Source organism: Agrobacterium sp. Azo12, from assembly GCF_029193765.2.
Taxonomy (GTDB): domain Bacteria; phylum Pseudomonadota; class Alphaproteobacteria; order Rhizobiales; family Rhizobiaceae; genus Agrobacterium.
This window is the reverse complement of sequence record NZ_JARFYO020000001.1, coordinates 2,290,825-2,307,205: the sequence shown is the minus strand read 5'-3', so window position 1 is coordinate 2,307,205 and position 16,381 is coordinate 2,290,825. Positions and strand designations below refer to the sequence as shown.

General features: G+C 56.0%; 19 protein-coding genes. 7 read left to right on the top strand and 12 right to left on the bottom strand.

What is annotated here, in order from left to right:
* Window positions 1-508 precede the first annotated feature (508 nt).
* Both PYL13_RS11005 and PYL13_RS11000 read right to left on the bottom strand, forming a co-directional pair.
* Window positions 509-1,438, bottom strand: coding sequence for an IS110 family transposase (locus PYL13_RS11005; RefSeq protein WP_275643789.1), 930 nt, complete (start codon window positions 1,436-1,438; stop codon window positions 509-511).
* A gap of 218 nt (window positions 1,439-1,656) precedes the next feature.
* Complete coding sequence (locus tag PYL13_RS11000) at window positions 1,657-1,947, bottom strand: GIY-YIG nuclease family protein (RefSeq protein WP_275643803.1); 291 nt, start codon at window positions 1,945-1,947, stop codon at window positions 1,657-1,659.
* A gap of 255 nt (window positions 1,948-2,202) precedes the next feature.
* Between PYL13_RS11000 and PYL13_RS10995 the strand changes: the two genes are divergently transcribed.
* Window positions 2,203-3,132, top strand: a complete 930-nt coding sequence (locus tag PYL13_RS10995; RefSeq protein ID WP_275643789.1) for an IS110 family transposase — start codon at window positions 2,203-2,205, stop codon at window positions 3,130-3,132.
* 241 nt (window positions 3,133-3,373) lie between these two features.
* Here PYL13_RS10995 and znuA read toward each other — a convergent pair whose 3' ends face one another.
* Window positions 3,374-4,420 carry a zinc ABC transporter substrate-binding protein ZnuA gene (gene znuA / locus PYL13_RS10990; protein ID WP_441296636.1) on the bottom strand — a complete coding sequence of 349 codons (1,047 nt, stop codon included), beginning with the start codon at window positions 4,418-4,420 and terminating at the stop codon, window positions 3,374-3,376.
* Between the two features lie 101 nt (window positions 4,421-4,521).
* Between znuA and PYL13_RS10985 the strand changes: the two genes are divergently transcribed.
* From PYL13_RS10985 to PYL13_RS10970, 4 genes are read left to right on the top strand one after another with little or no spacing between them, the layout of a single operon-like run.
* Window positions 4,522-5,499, top strand: coding sequence for an ATP-binding cassette domain-containing protein (locus tag PYL13_RS10985; protein ID WP_275641345.1), 978 nt, complete (start codon window positions 4,522-4,524; stop codon window positions 5,497-5,499).
* Window positions 5,492-6,319: a zinc ABC transporter permease subunit ZnuB gene (gene znuB, locus PYL13_RS10980; protein WP_192490984.1), complete on the top strand. Its 828-nt coding sequence runs from the start codon at window positions 5,492-5,494 to the stop codon at window positions 6,317-6,319. The genes PYL13_RS10985 and znuB overlap by 8 nt, the downstream gene beginning before the upstream one ends.
* A complete protein-coding gene (gene zur / locus PYL13_RS10975) occupies window positions 6,316-6,720 on the top strand; it encodes a zinc uptake transcriptional repressor Zur (RefSeq protein WP_192490985.1) in 405 nt (134 codons plus the stop codon). The genes znuB and zur overlap by 4 nt, the downstream gene beginning before the upstream one ends.
* A gap of 19 nt (window positions 6,721-6,739) precedes the next feature.
* Complete coding sequence (locus tag PYL13_RS10970; protein ID WP_275641344.1) at window positions 6,740-7,246, top strand: GNAT family N-acetyltransferase; 507 nt, start codon at window positions 6,740-6,742, stop codon at window positions 7,244-7,246.
* Between the two features lie 23 nt (window positions 7,247-7,269).
* On the opposite strand, the gene PYL13_RS10965 is transcribed toward PYL13_RS10970, so the two are convergent.
* From PYL13_RS10965 to PYL13_RS10925, 9 genes are all read right to left on the bottom strand, one after another.
* Window positions 7,270-7,797, bottom strand: coding sequence for a gamma carbonic anhydrase family protein (locus PYL13_RS10965; RefSeq protein WP_275641343.1), 528 nt, complete (start codon window positions 7,795-7,797; stop codon window positions 7,270-7,272).
* Window positions 7,798-7,866: 69 nt separating this feature from the next.
* Window positions 7,867-8,556 carry a fumarylacetoacetate hydrolase family protein gene (locus PYL13_RS10960; protein WP_275641342.1) on the bottom strand — a complete coding sequence of 230 codons (690 nt, stop codon included), beginning with the start codon at window positions 8,554-8,556 and terminating at the stop codon, window positions 7,867-7,869.
* Window positions 8,557-8,610: 54 nt separating this feature from the next.
* Window positions 8,611-9,825 (bottom strand): molybdopterin molybdotransferase MoeA, encoded by a 1,215-nt coding sequence (locus tag PYL13_RS10955; RefSeq protein ID WP_275641341.1) that lies wholly within the window; start codon window positions 9,823-9,825, stop codon window positions 8,611-8,613.
* Window positions 9,826-9,827: 2 nt separating this feature from the next.
* Window positions 9,828-10,319, bottom strand: a complete 492-nt coding sequence (moaC, locus tag PYL13_RS10950; RefSeq protein WP_192490989.1) for a cyclic pyranopterin monophosphate synthase MoaC — start codon at window positions 10,317-10,319, stop codon at window positions 9,828-9,830.
* A gap of 12 nt (window positions 10,320-10,331) precedes the next feature.
* The gene (trpC, locus tag PYL13_RS10945) at window positions 10,332-11,147 is read right to left on the bottom strand and encodes an indole-3-glycerol phosphate synthase TrpC (RefSeq protein ID WP_275641340.1); all 816 of its coding nucleotides are present in this window, start codon (window positions 11,145-11,147) and stop codon (window positions 10,332-10,334) included.
* A gap of 30 nt (window positions 11,148-11,177) precedes the next feature.
* Entirely contained in the window at window positions 11,178-12,191 is a 1,014-nt protein-coding gene (gene trpD / locus PYL13_RS10940) for an anthranilate phosphoribosyltransferase (RefSeq protein WP_275641339.1), read from the bottom strand.
* 21 nt (window positions 12,192-12,212) lie between these two features.
* The gene (locus tag PYL13_RS10935; RefSeq protein ID WP_275641338.1) at window positions 12,213-14,105 is read right to left on the bottom strand and encodes a SurA N-terminal domain-containing protein; all 1,893 of its coding nucleotides are present in this window, start codon (window positions 14,103-14,105) and stop codon (window positions 12,213-12,215) included.
* A 318-nt stretch (window positions 14,106-14,423) separates the two neighbouring features.
* Window positions 14,424-14,558 (bottom strand): hypothetical protein, encoded by a 135-nt coding sequence (locus PYL13_RS10930; RefSeq protein WP_256435727.1) that lies wholly within the window; start codon window positions 14,556-14,558, stop codon window positions 14,424-14,426.
* Between the two features lie 43 nt (window positions 14,559-14,601).
* The gene (locus PYL13_RS10925; protein WP_192490993.1) at window positions 14,602-14,781 is read right to left on the bottom strand and encodes a hypothetical protein; all 180 of its coding nucleotides are present in this window, start codon (window positions 14,779-14,781) and stop codon (window positions 14,602-14,604) included.
* A 431-nt stretch (window positions 14,782-15,212) separates the two neighbouring features.
* On the opposite strand from PYL13_RS10925, the gene PYL13_RS10920 reads away from it, so the two are divergent.
* Both PYL13_RS10920 and coaD read left to right on the top strand, forming a co-directional pair.
* On the top strand, window positions 15,213-15,602 hold the full coding sequence (locus tag PYL13_RS10920; protein ID WP_275641337.1) for a hypothetical protein: 390 nt from the start codon (window positions 15,213-15,215) through the stop codon (window positions 15,600-15,602).
* 255 nt (window positions 15,603-15,857) lie between these two features.
* On the top strand, window positions 15,858-16,358 hold the full coding sequence (coaD, locus tag PYL13_RS10915; protein ID WP_192490995.1) for a pantetheine-phosphate adenylyltransferase: 501 nt from the start codon (window positions 15,858-15,860) through the stop codon (window positions 16,356-16,358).
* Window positions 16,359-16,381 lie beyond the last annotated feature (23 nt).

Here is a 16,381-nt window from a genome sequence, read left to right as displayed (position 1 = left end):
TTTGCGACATTATAATAGCAAACCACGCCAATGAGCGACAATTTTTAATTTTTATGCGGCCAAATTATACAGGCAAAATGCAACGCATCCAAAATAGGCAGCGGCAAGATTAAAATCTCGCCTTGAGAGTTCATTTTCCAGGCATTTCTGCATTTTACACTCAGGATATTTGATGAATGGCAGATTGCGGCTGTCTGCATCTTTCACGCGAGAAACTTGATGCTTCTCAATTTGGCACAACGGGCCGGATTGCGTAAATGCGACATGGGCAATTGGGTTGCGTGCGAGGAGATGATTGGGGTGTTGTGGTCATTTGCAGCCGGCTGTTGGATGGCCTTTCGAACGTTTTGCCATGTGGGACGGCCCATAGTTCAGCCCTCATTCCTGTGCTTGTCACAGGAATCCAGGTCAGCCCAGTCCTGGGGCTGAGAAGAGTTTTTCCCGTCGTGCAGACGCACGACAACTAGATTCCTGTGACGAGCACAGGAATGAGCGACTGTCTTGTTCGTCAAGCGTCTTGCCATGGTTTTTGATCCCTGATGATGGCGTTGAGAATGGTCAGCAGTTTTCGCATCGTTGCGACAATCGCGACGATCTTGGGTTTGCCAGCATCCACCAGCCGGTCCCGGAAGGCCTTGAGGATGGGGTTGTATCGGCTGGCAACAAGAGCTGCCATGAACAAGGCAGTGCGCACCTTTGAACGTCCACCACCGGTAAAGCTCTTGCCTTTCCATTTGCCCGACTGCCGCGTCCACGGCGCAAGACCAGCCAAAGCAGCGACCTGACGGCGATCGAGGCTTCCCAGTTCAGGGATCTCTGCCAGCAACGTACGTGCCGTGGCGGTTCCAACACCCGGAACCGAGGTTAAAAGTGCCTCACGCACACGCCATACCGGTGACTTGCGGATATGATCATCCAGATCGGTATCGATACTTTCCATCTCACGCCTGAGAGCGACCAACAGCCGCTTGATGCTTTTTTGCGTTGGCTTCTCAATGGCCAGGCGTAGCCTGTTTTCCTCGGCCACGATCATCTGCACAATCTGCCGTCTGCGGTCGACAAGTGCCGACAATGCCTGGGTTTGCGCGTCACGCAGTGGCCGGATTTGTGGCTTGGTTGCCAGTACAAAAGCCGCGATCACCTGCGCATCAATGTCGTCGGTCTTGGCGCGGCGACCAATGGCATTGGCATAGGAGCGCACCTGTGACGGATTGACGATGATCACGCATAAGCCACTGGCAGATAGTTTGGCTGCCACCAGTGTTTCGTAACCGCCGGTCGCCTCCAAGGCAATGAGATCGACGTGCTGTGCCTTCAGATGCTGTACAAGTTCGTCGATGCCTTGATCATTGTTATCGACGCTAAGGGTTATACCGGACGGTGCAATTGCAACGTCGAGCCGGGCTTTCGAGACGTCTATTCCAGCAATGATATCCATCTTATCCCATCCTTGCCTAATCGGGCTTCGCATCAGCAAGCGGCCCTGGCGACTGTTCGGGTTCGATGGAACGACGGATGAAGACCCTTGCTCATTCACGGGATTCAAAGCCCTAGGGCGTTGCGGTCTTTCATCCGTCACCGCATTTGGCATTACAGCGCTAAATGGCGGAAATGGGAAGTTACAAGGGAGATTGAGGGGGCTGTCCGCGACCACTCTCACAGATCAAGCAGGTGGCTCGAAATATCGCTCCAGTCGGGATTGCTCTGTTCAATCAAGTTCAGTTTCCACTGACGGGGCCATTTCTTTATGGTCTTTTCGCGGGTGATGGCTGACGTCAGTAGGTCGTGTTCCTCAAACCACACCAGAATCTTGCCCGCATATTGTGATGTGAAGCCGGGCGTCAGTTCGTTCTGATGTTCAAACAGTCTGCTTGCCAAATCCTTGGTGACGCCGGTGTAAAGCGTGCCATTGCGTCTGGATGCGAGAATGTAGACGTAACCCTTCATACCAGCAGAGTGCATGTTTGAAATGCATTGGGCAACTGGCAAGGTGGAACGGTTGCAAAATCCACCCCTTGTAACTTCCCATTTCCGCCATTTAGCGCTGTAATGCCAAATGCGGTGACGGATGAAAGACCGCAACGCCCTAGGGCTTTGAATCCCGTGAATGAGCAAGGGTCTTCATCCGTCGTTCCATCGAACCCGAACAGTCGCCAGGGCCGCTTGCTGATGCGAAGCCCGATTAGGCAAGGATGGGATAAGATGGATATCATTGCTGGAATAGACGTCTCGAAAGCCCGGCTCGACGTTGCAATTGCACCGTCCGGTATAACCCTTAGCGTCGATAACAATGATCAAGGCATCGACGAACTTGTACAGCATCTGAAGGCACAGCACGTCGATCTCATTGCCTTGGAGGCGACCGGCGGTTACGAAACACTGGTGGCAGCCAAACTATCTGCCAGTGGCTTATGCGTGATCATCGTCAATCCGTCACAGGTGCGCTCCTATGCCAATGCCATTGGTCGCCGCGCCAAGACCGACGACATTGATGCGCAGGTGATCGCGGCTTTTGTACTGGCAACCAAGCCACAAATCCGGCCACTGCGTGACGCGCAAACCCAGGCATTGTCGGCACTTGTCGACCGCAGACGGCAGATTGTGCAGATGATCGTGGCCGAGGAAAACAGGCTACGCCTGGCCATTGAGAAGCCAACGCAAAAAAGCATCAAGCGGCTGTTGGTCGCTCTCAGGCGTGAGATGGAAAGTATCGATACCGATCTGGATGATCATATCCGCAAGTCACCGGTATGGCGTGTGCGTGAGGCACTTTTAACCTCGGTTCCGGGTGTTGGAACCGCCACGGCACGTACGTTGCTGGCAGAGATCCCTGAACTGGGAAGCCTCGATCGCCGTCAGGTCGCTGCTTTGGCTGGTCTTGCGCCGTGGACGCGGCAGTCGGGCAAATGGAAAGGCAAGAGCTTTACCGGTGGTGGACGTTCAAAGGTGCGCACTGCCTTGTTCATGGCAGCTCTTGTTGCCAGCCGATACAACCCCATCCTCAAGGCCTTCCGGGACCGGCTGGTGGATGCTGGCAAACCCAAGATCGTCGCGATTGTCGCAACGATGCGAAAACTGCTGACCATTCTCAACGCCATCATCAGGGATCAAAAACCATGGCAAGACGCTTGACGAACAAGACAGTCGCTCATTCCTGTACTCGTTAAAGGAATCCAGGCCAGCCCCAGTCTTGGGGCTGAAAGACTCTTCCTTCGCGCAGACGCGCTCAACTGGACCCCTGTGACAAGCACAGGGGTGAGGGAGGCAGGGTGTCGAGCGTCTGCGCCACAAAACACAAAAAAAGCGCGGATGCCTGAACACCATCCGCGCTTTTTCGATCAGCCTTGGCTGCTCTTAACATCTCTATCGTATTTTAAGACAGGCAATCCTTGATCGAGGTGGCGATGCCGCGCATCAGGTCGAAATAGAGCGATGGACCTTCCTTGAAGGTTGCCGCTTCCGGATCCAGCGTTCCCGACTTGGCGTCAGTGCCTTCGGTCACGACCCTGACCAGCTTCGGTTCAAACTGCGGTTCTGCAAACACGCAGGTCGCATTGAGGCTCTTGATCTTGTCGTGGATCTGGCGCACGCGGTCGGCACCGGGCATGGTTTCCGGGCTGACGGTGATGGAGCCGGCAACGCGCACCTTGTAGCGGTGTTCGAAATACTGGTAGGCATCGTGGAACACCACGAATGGCTTGTCCTTGACCGGTTCAAGCGTCGTGGCAAGCTCGGTGTCGAGCTTGTCGAGGTTCTCCATCAGCTTCTTGGCGTTTTCCTGATATTTGGCGGCATTGGATGGGTCTGCCTGAATAAGCGTCGTTTCAATGGCAGCGGCCATGGCCTTGGCATTCATCGGGTCCAGCCACAGATGCATGTCATATTCGCCGTGGTCGTGACCAGCGTGGTCGTGGCCAGCGTGATCATGCCCCTCATGACCTTCCTCGGCCTCGTGGGCGTGTTCTCCGTCCTTGTGTTCACCTTCTTCATGCGCATGGTCGTGGCCTTCATCCCCATGGGCGTGCTCACCGTGACCTTCATCACCATGGTCGTGGGCTTCAAAAGCGCCGCCTTCACGGAATTTCAGCTTTTCCAGACCCTTGGCATCTTCCAGCTCAATGACCGTTGCCTTGGTGGCAAGTGCCTCAAGCGGCTTTTCCAGGAAGGCTTCCAGACCATGGCCAACCCAGAACACCACATCGGCGTCTTGCAACGTCTTGGCGTTGGATGGCTTCAGACTATATGTGTGCGGGGAGGCTGCGCCTTCAACGATGAGTTTGGGTTCGCCAACACCGTCCATGACCGCCGCGACCAGTGAATGAATGGGCTTTATCGACACAACGACATTGGGGGCAGCCATGGCGCTGTTATAGCTGAAAACGCTGGCAGACAGGCAAAGCAGGGCAGTGATTGAACGCATGTTGGACCTCTTGCAGACGGATGTAATGTTATTACATATATTGATGTGATGCTATAACGTATGCAATAAGCATCTGCAACAACGACTTTGGAAAAAAACGAATGCTCCATACTCCCGGCAAAAACGACAACAGGCTGGTGCACCTTCATGGTGCCGGCATTTATCGCGGCAATCGCTGGCTTGTCCGCAATGTCGGCTTTTCAGTCGGGCGCGGGGAGATTGTCACGCTGATCGGCCCGAATGGGTCTGGCAAATCCACCACGGCAAAAATGGCGATCGGTGTGTTGAAACCATCGGAGGGCCGGGTGGAGCGCACTGGCGATCTGAAGATCGGTTACGTGCCGCAAAAGCTGTCCGTTGACTGGACAATGCCATTGACTGTGCGGCGGCTGATTACCCTGACTGGCAATCTACCTGCCAAGGAGATTGACCGGGCGCTGGATGCGACCGGCATTCTGCATCTGTCGCGGGCCGAGGTGCAGCATCTCTCGGGCGGGGAGTTTCAACGTGCGCTGCTGGCGCGTGCCATTGCCCGCAAGCCGGACCTGCTGGTGCTTGACGAGCCTGTGCAGGGGGTGGATTTCGCTGGCGAGATTGCGCTGTATGACTTGATTAAAAACATAAAGAAAACAACCAACTGCGGCATTCTGCTGATTTCGCACGATCTGCATGTGGTGATGGCCGAAACCGATACGGTGATTTGTCTCAACGGCCATGTGTGCTGCACCGGCACGCCACAGGCGGTCAGCCAGAGCCCGGAATATATGCGGTTGTTCGGCACGGCTGCGGCCAAGACGCTTGCGGTTTACAGCCACCATCACGATCATACCCATCTGCCGGATGGCCGCGTGCAGCACAGTGACGGATCGATAACCGAACATTGCCATCCCGATGACGGACATCATCATGACGGCCTCCATCATGGTGAGCATGACCATTCCGATCATCACCATGCCCATGATCATGGCGATGGTTGCGGCTGTGGAAACCACGATCACGACCATAGTCATGGCGAAGGTCATGCCCATAACCACGACCATCAGCATCAGCAGACTGGCGGGAGCCACAAACATGTTTGACGACTTTTTTATCCGGGCAATCGTGGCTGGTCTCGGCATCGCCTTGATGACCGGCCCTTTGGGCTGCTTTGTCGTCTGGCGGCGCATGGCCTATTTCGGCGATACGATGGCGCATTCGGCACTGCTGGGCGTGGCACTTTCACTGATGTTCGAACTTAATCTCATTGTCAGCGTGTTCTTCGTCGCCACGCTGGTGTCGCTTCTGTTGCTGTTCCTGCAACGCCGTCAGGCGCTGTCCGCCGACGCGCTACTTGGCATTCTCTCGCATTCGGCGCTGGCCTTCGGTCTGGTGCTGGTTGCCTTCATGACATGGGTGCGGATCGACCTCATTGCCTTCCTGTTCGGTGACATTCTGGCGGTCACGACAAGCGATATCCAGATGATCTGGGGCGGCGGTATATTGGTGATCTGCGCGATCATCTATCTGTGGAAACCACTGCTTGCTTCTACCGTCAACGCAGAGCTGGCAGAAGCGGAAGGTTTGAAGCCGGAGCGCACCAAGCTGTTTTTCATGCTGCTGATGGCGCTGGTGATTGCCATTGCCATGAAGATTGTCGGTATCATGCTGATTACGTCTCTATTGATCATTCCGGCGGCGGCGGCACGGCGCTTTTCGTCTACACCGGAAATGATGGCGATTTTTTCGGCTCTGATCGGCATGGTGGCGGTGATTGGCGGCCTGTTTGGATCACTTCACTTTGATACGCCGTCCGGACCGTCAATCGTGGTTGCAGCGGTGGTTCTTTTTGTTCTAAGTCTGCTGCCGGCGCCCGGCAGAAACCGCGATGCCCGTCCATTGAATGAAGGAGGTTCATCATGATTACTCCAGCGCTGACCAAAAACCAGACGCTTGTGTTTGAAACGCTGTCCGGTTCGCAAGGGCCACTCAGTGCCTACAACATTCTGGACAAGCTGCGTGACCATGGTTTCCGTGCGCCGTTGCAGGTGTACCGCGCGCTTGAAAAGCTTGTGGAATTCGGGCTGGTGCACCGGCTGGAAAGCCTCAACGCCTTCGTCGCCTGCGCACACACACAGACCGATTGCTGTTCATCGCACCACGGCACCGTGGCGTTTGCCATTTGCAATTCCTGTGGTCAGGTCAGTGAATTCCATGACCATGAGATCGACCATCGCCTGCAGACCTGGGTCAATGGCCAGAAGTTCAAAGCGGAAAAGACCACAATCGAAATTCGTGGGCTTTGTGAGGCCTGTGCGGCCTGAGGCTGGCGGGAGCGGTGCATTGACCATACGGATAGCGCGCCCGTCTGACGCTGCCATTCTTGCGGCCGTTTCGATCGAAGTTTGGCTGGGTACCTACCTCAGGCGCGGTGTGAATGCGTTTTTTGCCGACTACGCGCTGAGTGAATTTACTGCCGCGCGGTTTTCTGCGCTGCTGGAAAATCCGAAAGAACATATCTGGGTGTCGGAAAACGAGGACGGCCTGGACGGATTTATCCGGGTCAGTGAAGGGCAGGTAGCACCGATCGCCGACTGCTCAACAACCGAAATATCTACCCTCTATGTGCAGCCGCGTCATCACGGCAAAGGTATTGGATTGCGGTTGCTGGAACAGGGGCTGGCGTTTGCGCATCAATCCGGTAGCGCTTCTGTATGGCTGACGACAAACTCCGAAAATGCCCCGGCGATCGGCTTTTACCTGAGACAGGGGTTTGAAAAGGTCGGAACCACGGATTTCCGTATTCAGGATCAGGCCTATACGAACGATGTGTTCAAGCGCGTCCTTTGATGGCTGTGGTGGCCTGATAAGGTTCAGATCTGCTGCAGGTCTTTCGCAAACCGCTTCCAGTTGCCGATATATTTCTGCGCCGACAGTTTCAGTCCGGCAATGGCATCATCATCCAGTGTGCGTATGACGCGGGCAGGTGAACCGACAATCAGCGAATTGTCAGGAAATTCCTTGCCTTCGGTGATCAGCGCGTTTGCACCGACCAGGCAGTTCTTGCCGATCTTTGCGCCGTTGAGAATAGTCGCGCCCATGCCGACCAGCGAGTTGTCGCCAATGGTACAGCCATGCACGATGGCGTGGTGGCCGATGGTACAACCTTCACCGATGGTGGCAGGAAAACCGGGGTCGCTATGGACCATCACGCCTTCCTGAATGTTGGTGCCGGCACCCACTGTGATCGGTTCGTTATCGCCACGCAGCGTGGCGCCAAACCAGATGCCGACATCGTCGCCCAGCGTCACCAAGCCAATGACATTGGCATCCGGTGCCACCCAGTAGCGGTCAGCGTCCGGCAGCGTTGGTGCGTTGTCGCCAAGGCGGTAAATCGGCATGATGTTTTTCCTCCCACATATCTCCCGAAACATGAAACGGTTTCGGGATTAGGCTGTTCTCGCGACGGATCAGGCGACCTTGACGGTCAGTGTGCCGATGCCATCAACACCACATTCCATCACGTCACCGGCAACGACTGCGCCAACCCCGGCCGGGGTTCCGGTCATGATGACATCGCCGGGCGCAAGGACAAACAGCTTGGACAGTTCGGCAATGATTTCAGGCACTTTCCAGATCATCTGGTTGAGATCGCCAGACTGGCGGCGTGTGCCGTTGACATCAAGCCAGATCGCGCCCTGATCGAGGTGGCCGGCGTCGGTTGCAGCAACCAGTGCCGAGACCGGTGCAGAGGCTTCAAAGGCCTTGGCTGCTTCCCATGGGCGCGACATCTTCTTGGCGACGTCCTGCACATCACGGCGGGTCATGTCGATACCGACAGCATAACCCCAGACGCAATCCAGCGCGTCCTCAACGGCAATGTTTTCGCCGCCCTTTTTCAGCGCAACGACAAATTCCACTTCGTAATGCACGTTTGATGACAGTGACGGATAGGGAAAGTTCTGACCTGCGGGCAGCAGGTTATCGGCGTTCTTCTGGAAAAAGAACGGCGGCTCACGCGACGGATCATGGCCCATTTCAATGGCGTGGTCGGCATAGTTGCGACCAACGCAATAAACGCGGCGCACCGGAAACACGCTGTCCGTTCCGGCAACAGGCAAGGTAACCGGCTTGGGTGCGGGGATAACAGTCTCAGCCATGGAAATGTCCTTCCGAAAGGAGTGGCCCGAAGGGTGGGGCAAAGGGGCGGGGTATTAGATGCGAAGCAGAATAATCGGGCAGGGGTCTCCGGCCTTTAATGGCGGGGCGTTGGGCGGGCGCACAATCAGCGCGTGGGAATTGGCCAGCGTCTTCATCATCGATGAATCCTGCTTGTCGAAACTTTTTGCCACCAGCGTACCATCGTCACGGATGGTGAGCGTGGCACGCATGTAATCCTGCCTGTGGTCGTTGGCCTTAAGGTCGGTTTCGGTCACGGCCTGAACCTCGCGACGGCGCAAAGGCGTGCGCGCCAGTTTCTGCACCAGAGGCTCCAGAAACAGCAGACTGCACACAAGGCTCGCCACCGGGTTTCCGGGCAGGCCGAGCACCTGCATGGTATCGATGGCGCCGACCATCAGCGGTTTGCCGGGGCGCATGGCGATGCGCCAGAAATCCAGCTCCATGCCTTTGGCCTTGAGGCTGGCCTGCACCAGATCATGATCACCGACCGATGCACCGCCCAGCGTTACCAGCACGTCAGCCTTGGCGGTTATGGCGCGCTCGATGGCTTTGCCGATCAATTCCTTGTCGTCGCTGATAATGCCCAGATCCAGCACCTCTGCACCGGCATTGCGGGCAATGGCCGCCACACCAAAGGTGTTGGAGGCAATGATCTGGTCGCTCTTTGGCACGCTGCCCGGCTGCACCAGTTCGTCGCCGGTAGCCAGAATGGCAACCAGCGGCTTGCGATAAACACGCAGTTCCGCATGGTTCATGCCAGCGACAACCGTCACATCGGCAAAGGACAGCAGCCGGTCTTTTTGAAGAACCACTTCACCTTCCATGAAGTCCTGCCCCTTGGGGCGGATATGGCGATCCCTGACCACCTCGAACGTGCTGCGGATCTGATTATTATCCAGCAGGTCGGCATCTTCCTGAATGAGAATGGTGTCGGCGCCTTCAGGCACCGGCGCACCGGTGAAGATCCGCACCGCCTCACCCTTGCCCACCTTGCCGTCAAAGGCGTGACCGGCCGACGCCGTGCCGATGACGGTCATGACCGAACCGAGTTGAGGCGCGTCTTCGGCCCGCAGCGCATAACCATCCATGGCGGAGGAATTGAACGGAGGCTGGGTCAGCCGGGCAGTGACATCTTCGCCGAGAATACGTCCATCAGCAGAGGCCAGCAGCACCGTTTCCGTTTCAAGGACAGGCTTTGCGCGCGACAGCAATCGGTCCAAAGCGTCTTCTACTGGCAGCAATGACACGTCTAGTTCTCCTGACGTTTATAGTCCCCGGATTTTCCGCCGGTCTTTTCAGACACGACAATGCCGCCAATTTCCATGGCCTTATCAACCGCCTTGGCCATGTCGTAAATGGTAAGGCAGGTCACGGAGACGGCGGTCAACGCTTCCATTTCAACGCCGGTCTTGCCGGTCAGTTTTACGGTGGCGCGCACGCGCAGGCCCGGCAGGTCATCGTCTTCGGTAATGTCGACGGAAACCTTGCTCAGCATCAGCGGATGACACAGCGGAATGAGGTTGGACGTCTGTTTGGCGGCCATGATGCCGGCAATGCGGGCGGTGCCAATGACATCGCCCTTCTTGGAATCACCCTCGCGGATGATGCGCAGGGTTTCCGGCTGCATGCGCACGTATCCCTCGGCGCTGGCAACACGAACCGTTTCGTTCTTGTCACCGACATCAACCATATGCGCCTCGCCGGAAGCGCTGATATGGGAGAGTTTGTCACCTGCGTTCACGAGGGATACCCCTTATTCTGCGGCCTGTATATTTGCCTGTCCGGTCAGCAATGTGTGGGTTGCAGCGGCCACGTCGTCCTTGCGCATCAGGCTTTCGCCGACCAGGAAGGTGCTGATGCCGACCTTTTGCAGGCGCAGGCAATCCTCATGGGTAAAGATGCCGCTTTCACCGACCAGCAGGCGATCAGCAGGCACCATGCCGGCCAGCTTTTCACTGGTTTCCAACGTGACTTCGAAGGTGCGCAGGTTGCGATTGTTGATGCCAACCAGCGGAGAGGCCAGTTTCAGCGCGCGCTCCATTTCTTCGGCGTCATGCACTTCCACCAGAACATCCATGCCAAGGCCAAAGGCCTCGTCTTCAAGGCGCTTTGCCTCGTCATCGGACAGCGATGCCATGATCAGCAGGATGCAGTCTGCGCCCCAGGCGCGTGCTTCATGCACCTGGTAGGTTTCGAACATGAAATCCTTGCGCAGGGCCGGCAGGCTGCAGGCTTCGCGTGCTGCTGTCAGAAACTCCGGTGCACCCTGAAAGCTTGGCGTGTCGGTCAGCACGGAAAGACAGGCAGCATCACCGGCTTCATAGGCGCGGGCCAGTGCCGGTGGATCGAAATCCGGGCGGATCAGACCCTTGGATGGGCTTGCCTTCTTGATCTCGGCAATCAGGCCGAACTTGCCGTCAGCCTGTTTCTGCTGCAATGCCTTGTAGAACCCGCGTGGTGCGCTCTGGTCCTTGGCCATGGCCTGCAGATCGGCCAGAGAGACTTTTGCCTTGGCCGCAGCGATTTCTTCACGCTTGTACAGCTCGATCTTTTTCAGAATGTCGCTCATGGCTTTGTCTCTGGCTTTCGTCGGCAAATATTACGCTTCGTTCGATACCGCGACCAGCCGCTCAAGCGCCAGCGTCGCATTACCATCGTCAAGGGAGGCAGAGGCAAGGCGCATGCCGTCGGCAATGGTGCCGGCCTTGCCAGAAATGACCAGTGCTGCAGCGGCATTGCACAGCGCGATATCGCGGTAGGCATTGCGCTTGCCGGACAGCACGTCGCGCAGGGCTGCGGCGTTAACGAGGCCGTCTCCGCCCTTCAAATCGTCCATCTGTGCAACCGGCACACCAAAATCTTTCGGTGTCAGCTCGAAGGTTCTGATCTTGCCATCTTCTAGGGCGGCAACATGGGTTGCGCCCGTGGTGGTGATTTCGTCCATGCCATCGCCGTAGACGACCCAGATATGTTCGGAGCCGAGATCGCGCAGCACTTCGGCCAGCGGCACCACCCACTTGTGGGCAAACACGCCAAGCAGCTGCTTTTTCACGCCAGCCGGATTGGACAGGGGGCCAAGCAGGTTGAAAATAGTGCGTGTGCCAAGCTCGACGCGTGATGGGCCAACATGGCGCATCGAACTGTGGTGCATCTGGGCAAACATGAAGCCGATATTGGCATTGGCAATGCAGTTTTCGATCTGCTGCGGGCCGTTATCCAGCTTGACGCCGAGATTGGACAATGCGTCGGCTGTGCCGGACTTGGAGCTGAGGGCGCGGTTGCCATGTTTGGCAACGGTCACGCCTGCACCGGCAACGATCAGCGCTGCCAGGGTGGAAATGTTATAGGTACCGATGCCATCGCCACCGGTACCAACAATATCAACGGCCGTTTCAGGCGCTTTGACGGTGAGCATTCTGGAGCGCATCGATGACACGGCGCCGACGATTTCATCAACCGTTTCGCCGCGCACCCGAAGCGCCATCAGGAAACCGCCTATCTGGGAAGGGGTGGCTTCACCGGACATCAGAATATCGAATGCGCTTCGAGACTCTTCCTTTGTCAGGCTTTCGCCGTTTGCCACCTTTGCGATAAGCGGTTTCAACTCAGCCATTTCGAAATGCTCCCCCCGGGATCAAAAACCAACCATTGCCTGATCGGCTGCGGCCTGGTTGATCGTCACACCATAATCGGACTGCAGACGGTTGACCATCTGATCCAGGATATCGTCGCCAGCGGCCTGCGCCATGGCAGTCAGCTGCTGGTCGTCATTGTTGAGTGCGTCGGGCAGGGCGTCTGCATCAACGGCTGTAACCTGCAACAGGATGCGGGATTCGCCATCGGCACCCGGAGTGCTGGCAGTGGCGCCAACCGGACCGGAGAAGGCGGCAGTCACAGCCTGGGCACCAAGAACCGCGTCTTCGCTGTTCCGCTTCAGGCCAGTCTTGTTTTCAACCACAATACCGAGATCGTCGGCAATGGCTGCCAGTGTCTCACCCTTTTCAAGGCGGGCTTTCAGCTCGTCTGCCTTGGTGGCCAGTGCTGCCTTCTGCTGTTCGGCAGTCCAGTCAGCCTGTGCGTCTTCGCGAACTTCCGCCAGTGTGCGGTCACGCTCAGGGATGATCTGCTCAACGTCGAACCAGACATAACCTTCACGACCAAGGTTGATTGGCAGTGATTCTGCGCCAGGCTCAGTCTTGAACACTTCGGTTATCAGCGAAGGTGCCGGCAGGTCCTTGACCGCATCACCCTTGTCGTCGAGACCTGTCGTGTCGACGGCAGCAACGGTAACGGCCTTGAGGTTCAGCTGGTTTGCAGCGTCGGCCAACGAGGAGCCGGAAGCGCGCAGGTCTTCATAACGGTCATGAACACTGTTGATCTGGTCTACGGCTGCGGCCGTTGCCAGTTCGGTTCTGATCTGCTCGCGGGATTCGTCGAGTGTCTTGACGGTTTCAGGCTTGATGCCGGATACGCGCAGGATAACCGGGCCAAATGCGCCGCTGAGTGCGCCGGTTGCGCCGCCGTCCTTCTGGACAGCAAAAGCGTCGGCAGCAATCGACTGGTCAGGCATGGTGTCCTTCGTGAACTCACCGAGCATCACGTCGTTGGGTGTCTTGCCCTGATCCTTCACAACCTGATCGAAGGTCGTGGTGCCTTCACGCAGCTGCGTTGCAGCGGCATCTGCCATTTCGCGATTCGGGAACACGATCTGTTCGATGGTGCGGCGGCCAGCGGTGCGGAAGCTGTCCTTGTGGCCGTTATAGTATTCATCGATCTGCGCTTCGGTCACAGCGGATGCATCGGCAATATCCGACGGTTCCAGCTTGACGTAGGAGAACTTGCGGTATTCCGGCGCGCGGTAACGGTTCTTCACACCTTCAAACCATGCAGCCAGGACATCGTCAGCCGGTGCCTTGACCGGGTCGATATTGGCGTTGGACAGAATGAGGTAGTCGATAGAGCGACGTTCATTGCGGTACTGCTTGAGCGCATCGACCAGCACCTTCGGTGCGGTAAAGCCATCCGATACGGCGTCGACGATCTGGCTGCGAACAGCGACCTTGCTTCTTTCCTGGATGTAATCGTCTTCGCGCAGACCGGAGTTGCGCAGACGCTCACTGAACAGGTTACGGTCAAACTGGCCGTTTACCGAGCGGAATGCCGGGTCTTCGGCGATCAGCGAGGCCAAACGATCTTCAGACAGACCAAGGTTCATGTCTTCGGAAAGCTGGTCGAGGGCGGCACCGGCTGCAAGCTGGCTAAACACCTGGCGATCAATACCGAAGGCCTTGGCCTGTTCGGTCGTCAACCGGGTGCCAAACTGGCGGCTCAGATCCGAGATCTGGCGCTGGTAGGCAAGGCGGAAATCATTCGGCGAAACCGTCTGATCGCCAACCGTCACCACCGAGTTCGAGGCTGATGTAACCAGCGAGGCCGAAACACCCCACACACCGAAGGAAACCACAAGAAGCAAAAGCAGCAGTTTTGCGGCCATCGTTTTGGAAGCATTTCGCAGGGAATCGAGCATCGTCAGGCAAACCTCGTCTTTTCACTCTGGCATAGCCACGAGTTGATTGTTGCGGGTTCCTTAGAACAATCCTTGAGGAATTTGAAGGCTAAATGCGCGAGAGAATAATGTGAATGAATTCACAATGATCTTATCTTGCCGCTCAGCGGTGATTTCGCATGTGTCAAAGCGGCTCTGGCCGTGCTGGCAAGCACTATTCACCGGGCAATGAAAAGCCGCCCGTCGCGGTTGGGCGAGGGCGGCGAAAAATTTGCCGTGAGGCCAATTACATCAGCCGATGTTTCATCGTTAAAGCGATCAGATTCGCGTCGATCAAACTTAAAATGGCTTGTTACGCTCCAGAACGGCGCGAACCTCTTCATGTTCACGCTTCAGTTCTGTCAGGGCGGTAATAAACGAGGCCATGAACATCAAACTTATCAATGCTGCAAGTGCTGTAAGGATAACGAACATAGCCGGGTACTCCACAAAGGCTTGGCGATGTTCCTCGCCTACCTCAGTAGTAGTTCATATATTGATAACGGGAGGAAACCTGCGGGAATTCAGGACCCTGTTTTTCGATTTGTTGTTCATAAAGGGTAAATGTGGTGGCCAACATGGTAAACACCAGAACCATCCAGGCTGTGCTGATCGCGCCAATCTTCGTCGAAGTTGACTGTTTTCCCTTGATAAACATATGTTTATTCCTTCCTCGATTGGGTCGTTTTGCCCATCATTGTCGCGTTGTTCGCGCCATCATAAAAATCGATTAGCATCCCGCCTCTGAAGCTTCCTTGAATGGTCCGTTCATCTGGCGTTCATCTTTCTCGGAGACCTGCCTTAAAATCTTTCACCGTAGAGCGCGTATTCAACGGCAAACGAAACGGCAATGGCACCCAAAACCAACACGATAATCACGTTACGCAATCCCTTTACCCATGATGTCTTTCGACAACGTCTAGCCCGAAGACAGGTGTAGAGGAGCAGCGCTGAAACGGCCCTGAATGATGCATTCATGTGCCGTTCAGCATGGGGTGCTGACAGATGAAACGCGTAATTGTCATGTGGTCACTGCAACAAGTTCCAGAACTGGTTTTAGTTCCAAAGCTTTTGCATTAAGGATTGGGAATGATTGACGCGGTCCGCGGAAACGAGATCAAAACGTTGCCAAAAGTCTTTGCCTCATGGGCTGATGTTGAATCGGCGGTTCATGAACTCGTGGCTGCCAAGTCCGACATTCAACGAGACACCTTTGAAAACACATGTGTGCTGATCCGTTTTGCCTCGGATCGATATCCTGTGCCCGACAAGGTCTGTCTTGGATATTGGCCTACCATTCGTCTTTGCTGGAGTTCGAGCGAATCTATCTGCGAGATCGAGGTGAATGATAACCAATATGAGTTTTATCGCTTTTCCGACGCGGCGTCGCAGATCACGCATGTTGATGTGACGCGCGGCGATGTCCTCGATGAGGTGCGTGCGCTTATGGACGGCGCATTGTTGCAGGTTGGTGGGTAGGGGGTGTCTGTAGCCATGTTGCCCGGACTTCAGCATGTATCTGAAAACGGCAACGGGCTATCCTCAGATGTCTGTCGGGCATGGAATTTTGTCTGCTTTGTCGGGTAAGTGCGGCGTCACAGGTTGCGGCTTTGTGCGGGATGCCCCAAATATGGCGTCGCAACCGCGTGTATGGTTGCAAGAAACGGCAAAACTCTTGCGATACGCTGCTGTCCATGACAAAAGGCGGCGACATCGTACTGGCTTGAGAGCGAAATGACGGTTGCTTTTTACCCTGGGTCTTTTGACCCGATGACCAATGGACATCTGGATGTACTCGTCCAGTCGCTGAATATTGCATCCAGCGTCATCGTGGCCGTTGGCATCCATCCCGGCAAAACACCGCTTTTTTCGTTCGATGAACGGGCAGGGCTGATCAAGGATTCGCTTGTTCAGGCGCTGCCTGATGCCGCACACCGTATTTCAGTCGTCTCCTTTGATAATCTGGTGGTGGATGCCGCCCGCAAACACGGCGCCAGCATTTTGCTGCGCGGTTTGCGCGATGGTACCGACCTGGATTATGAAATGCAGATGGCTGGCATGAACAGGCAGATGGCTCCGGATATACAGACCGTATTCATTCCGGCCGGAAGCGCATCACGACCCATTACCGCCACATTGGTTCGCCAGATCGCTGCCATGGGAGGCAATGTTTCTGCCTTTGTACCGACCGCAGTGCTTGATGCGCTGAGTGGTAAATTCAAACGCCAGAGTTGACCTGGTTCACATTAATGAATTCC

Coding starts and splice junctions, on each gene's coding strand:
- PYL13_RS10920 (WP_275641337.1), top strand. CDS start 15,213: ATGATTGACGCGGTCCGCGGAAACGAGATCAAAACGTTGCCAAAAGTC.
- PYL13_RS10925 (WP_192490993.1), bottom strand. CDS start 14,781: ATGTTTATCAAGGGAAAACAGTCAACTTCGACGAAGATTGGCGCGATC.
- znuA (WP_441296636.1), bottom strand. CDS start 4,420: ATGCGTTCAATCACTGCCCTGCTTTGCCTGTCTGCCAGCGTTTTCAGC.
- trpD (WP_275641339.1), bottom strand. CDS start 12,191: ATGGCTGAGTTGAAACCGCTTATCGCAAAGGTGGCAAACGGCGAAAGC.
- PYL13_RS10930 (WP_256435727.1), bottom strand. CDS start 14,558: ATGTTCGTTATCCTTACAGCACTTGCAGCATTGATAAGTTTGATGTTC.
- trpC (WP_275641340.1), bottom strand. CDS start 11,147: ATGAGCGACATTCTGAAAAAGATCGAGCTGTACAAGCGTGAAGAAATC.
- PYL13_RS10985 (WP_275641345.1), top strand. CDS start 4,522: ATGCTCCATACTCCCGGCAAAAACGACAACAGGCTGGTGCACCTTCAT.
- coaD (WP_192490995.1), top strand. CDS start 15,858: ATGACGGTTGCTTTTTACCCTGGGTCTTTTGACCCGATGACCAATGGA.
- PYL13_RS11005 (WP_275643789.1), bottom strand. CDS start 1,438: ATGGATATCATTGCTGGAATAGACGTCTCGAAAGCCCGGCTCGACGTT.
- PYL13_RS10935 (WP_275641338.1), bottom strand. CDS start 14,105: ATGCTCGATTCCCTGCGAAATGCTTCCAAAACGATGGCCGCAAAACTG.
- PYL13_RS10995 (WP_275643789.1), top strand. CDS start 2,203: ATGGATATCATTGCTGGAATAGACGTCTCGAAAGCCCGGCTCGACGTT.
- PYL13_RS10965 (WP_275641343.1), bottom strand. CDS start 7,797: ATGCCGATTTACCGCCTTGGCGACAACGCACCAACGCTGCCGGACGCT.
- znuB (WP_192490984.1), top strand. CDS start 5,492: ATGTTTGACGACTTTTTTATCCGGGCAATCGTGGCTGGTCTCGGCATC.
- PYL13_RS11000 (WP_275643803.1), bottom strand. CDS start 1,947: ATGAAGGGTTACGTCTACATTCTCGCATCCAGACGCAATGGCACGCTT.
- zur (WP_192490985.1), top strand. CDS start 6,316: ATGATTACTCCAGCGCTGACCAAAAACCAGACGCTTGTGTTTGAAACG.
- PYL13_RS10960 (WP_275641342.1), bottom strand. CDS start 8,556: ATGGCTGAGACTGTTATCCCCGCACCCAAGCCGGTTACCTTGCCTGTT.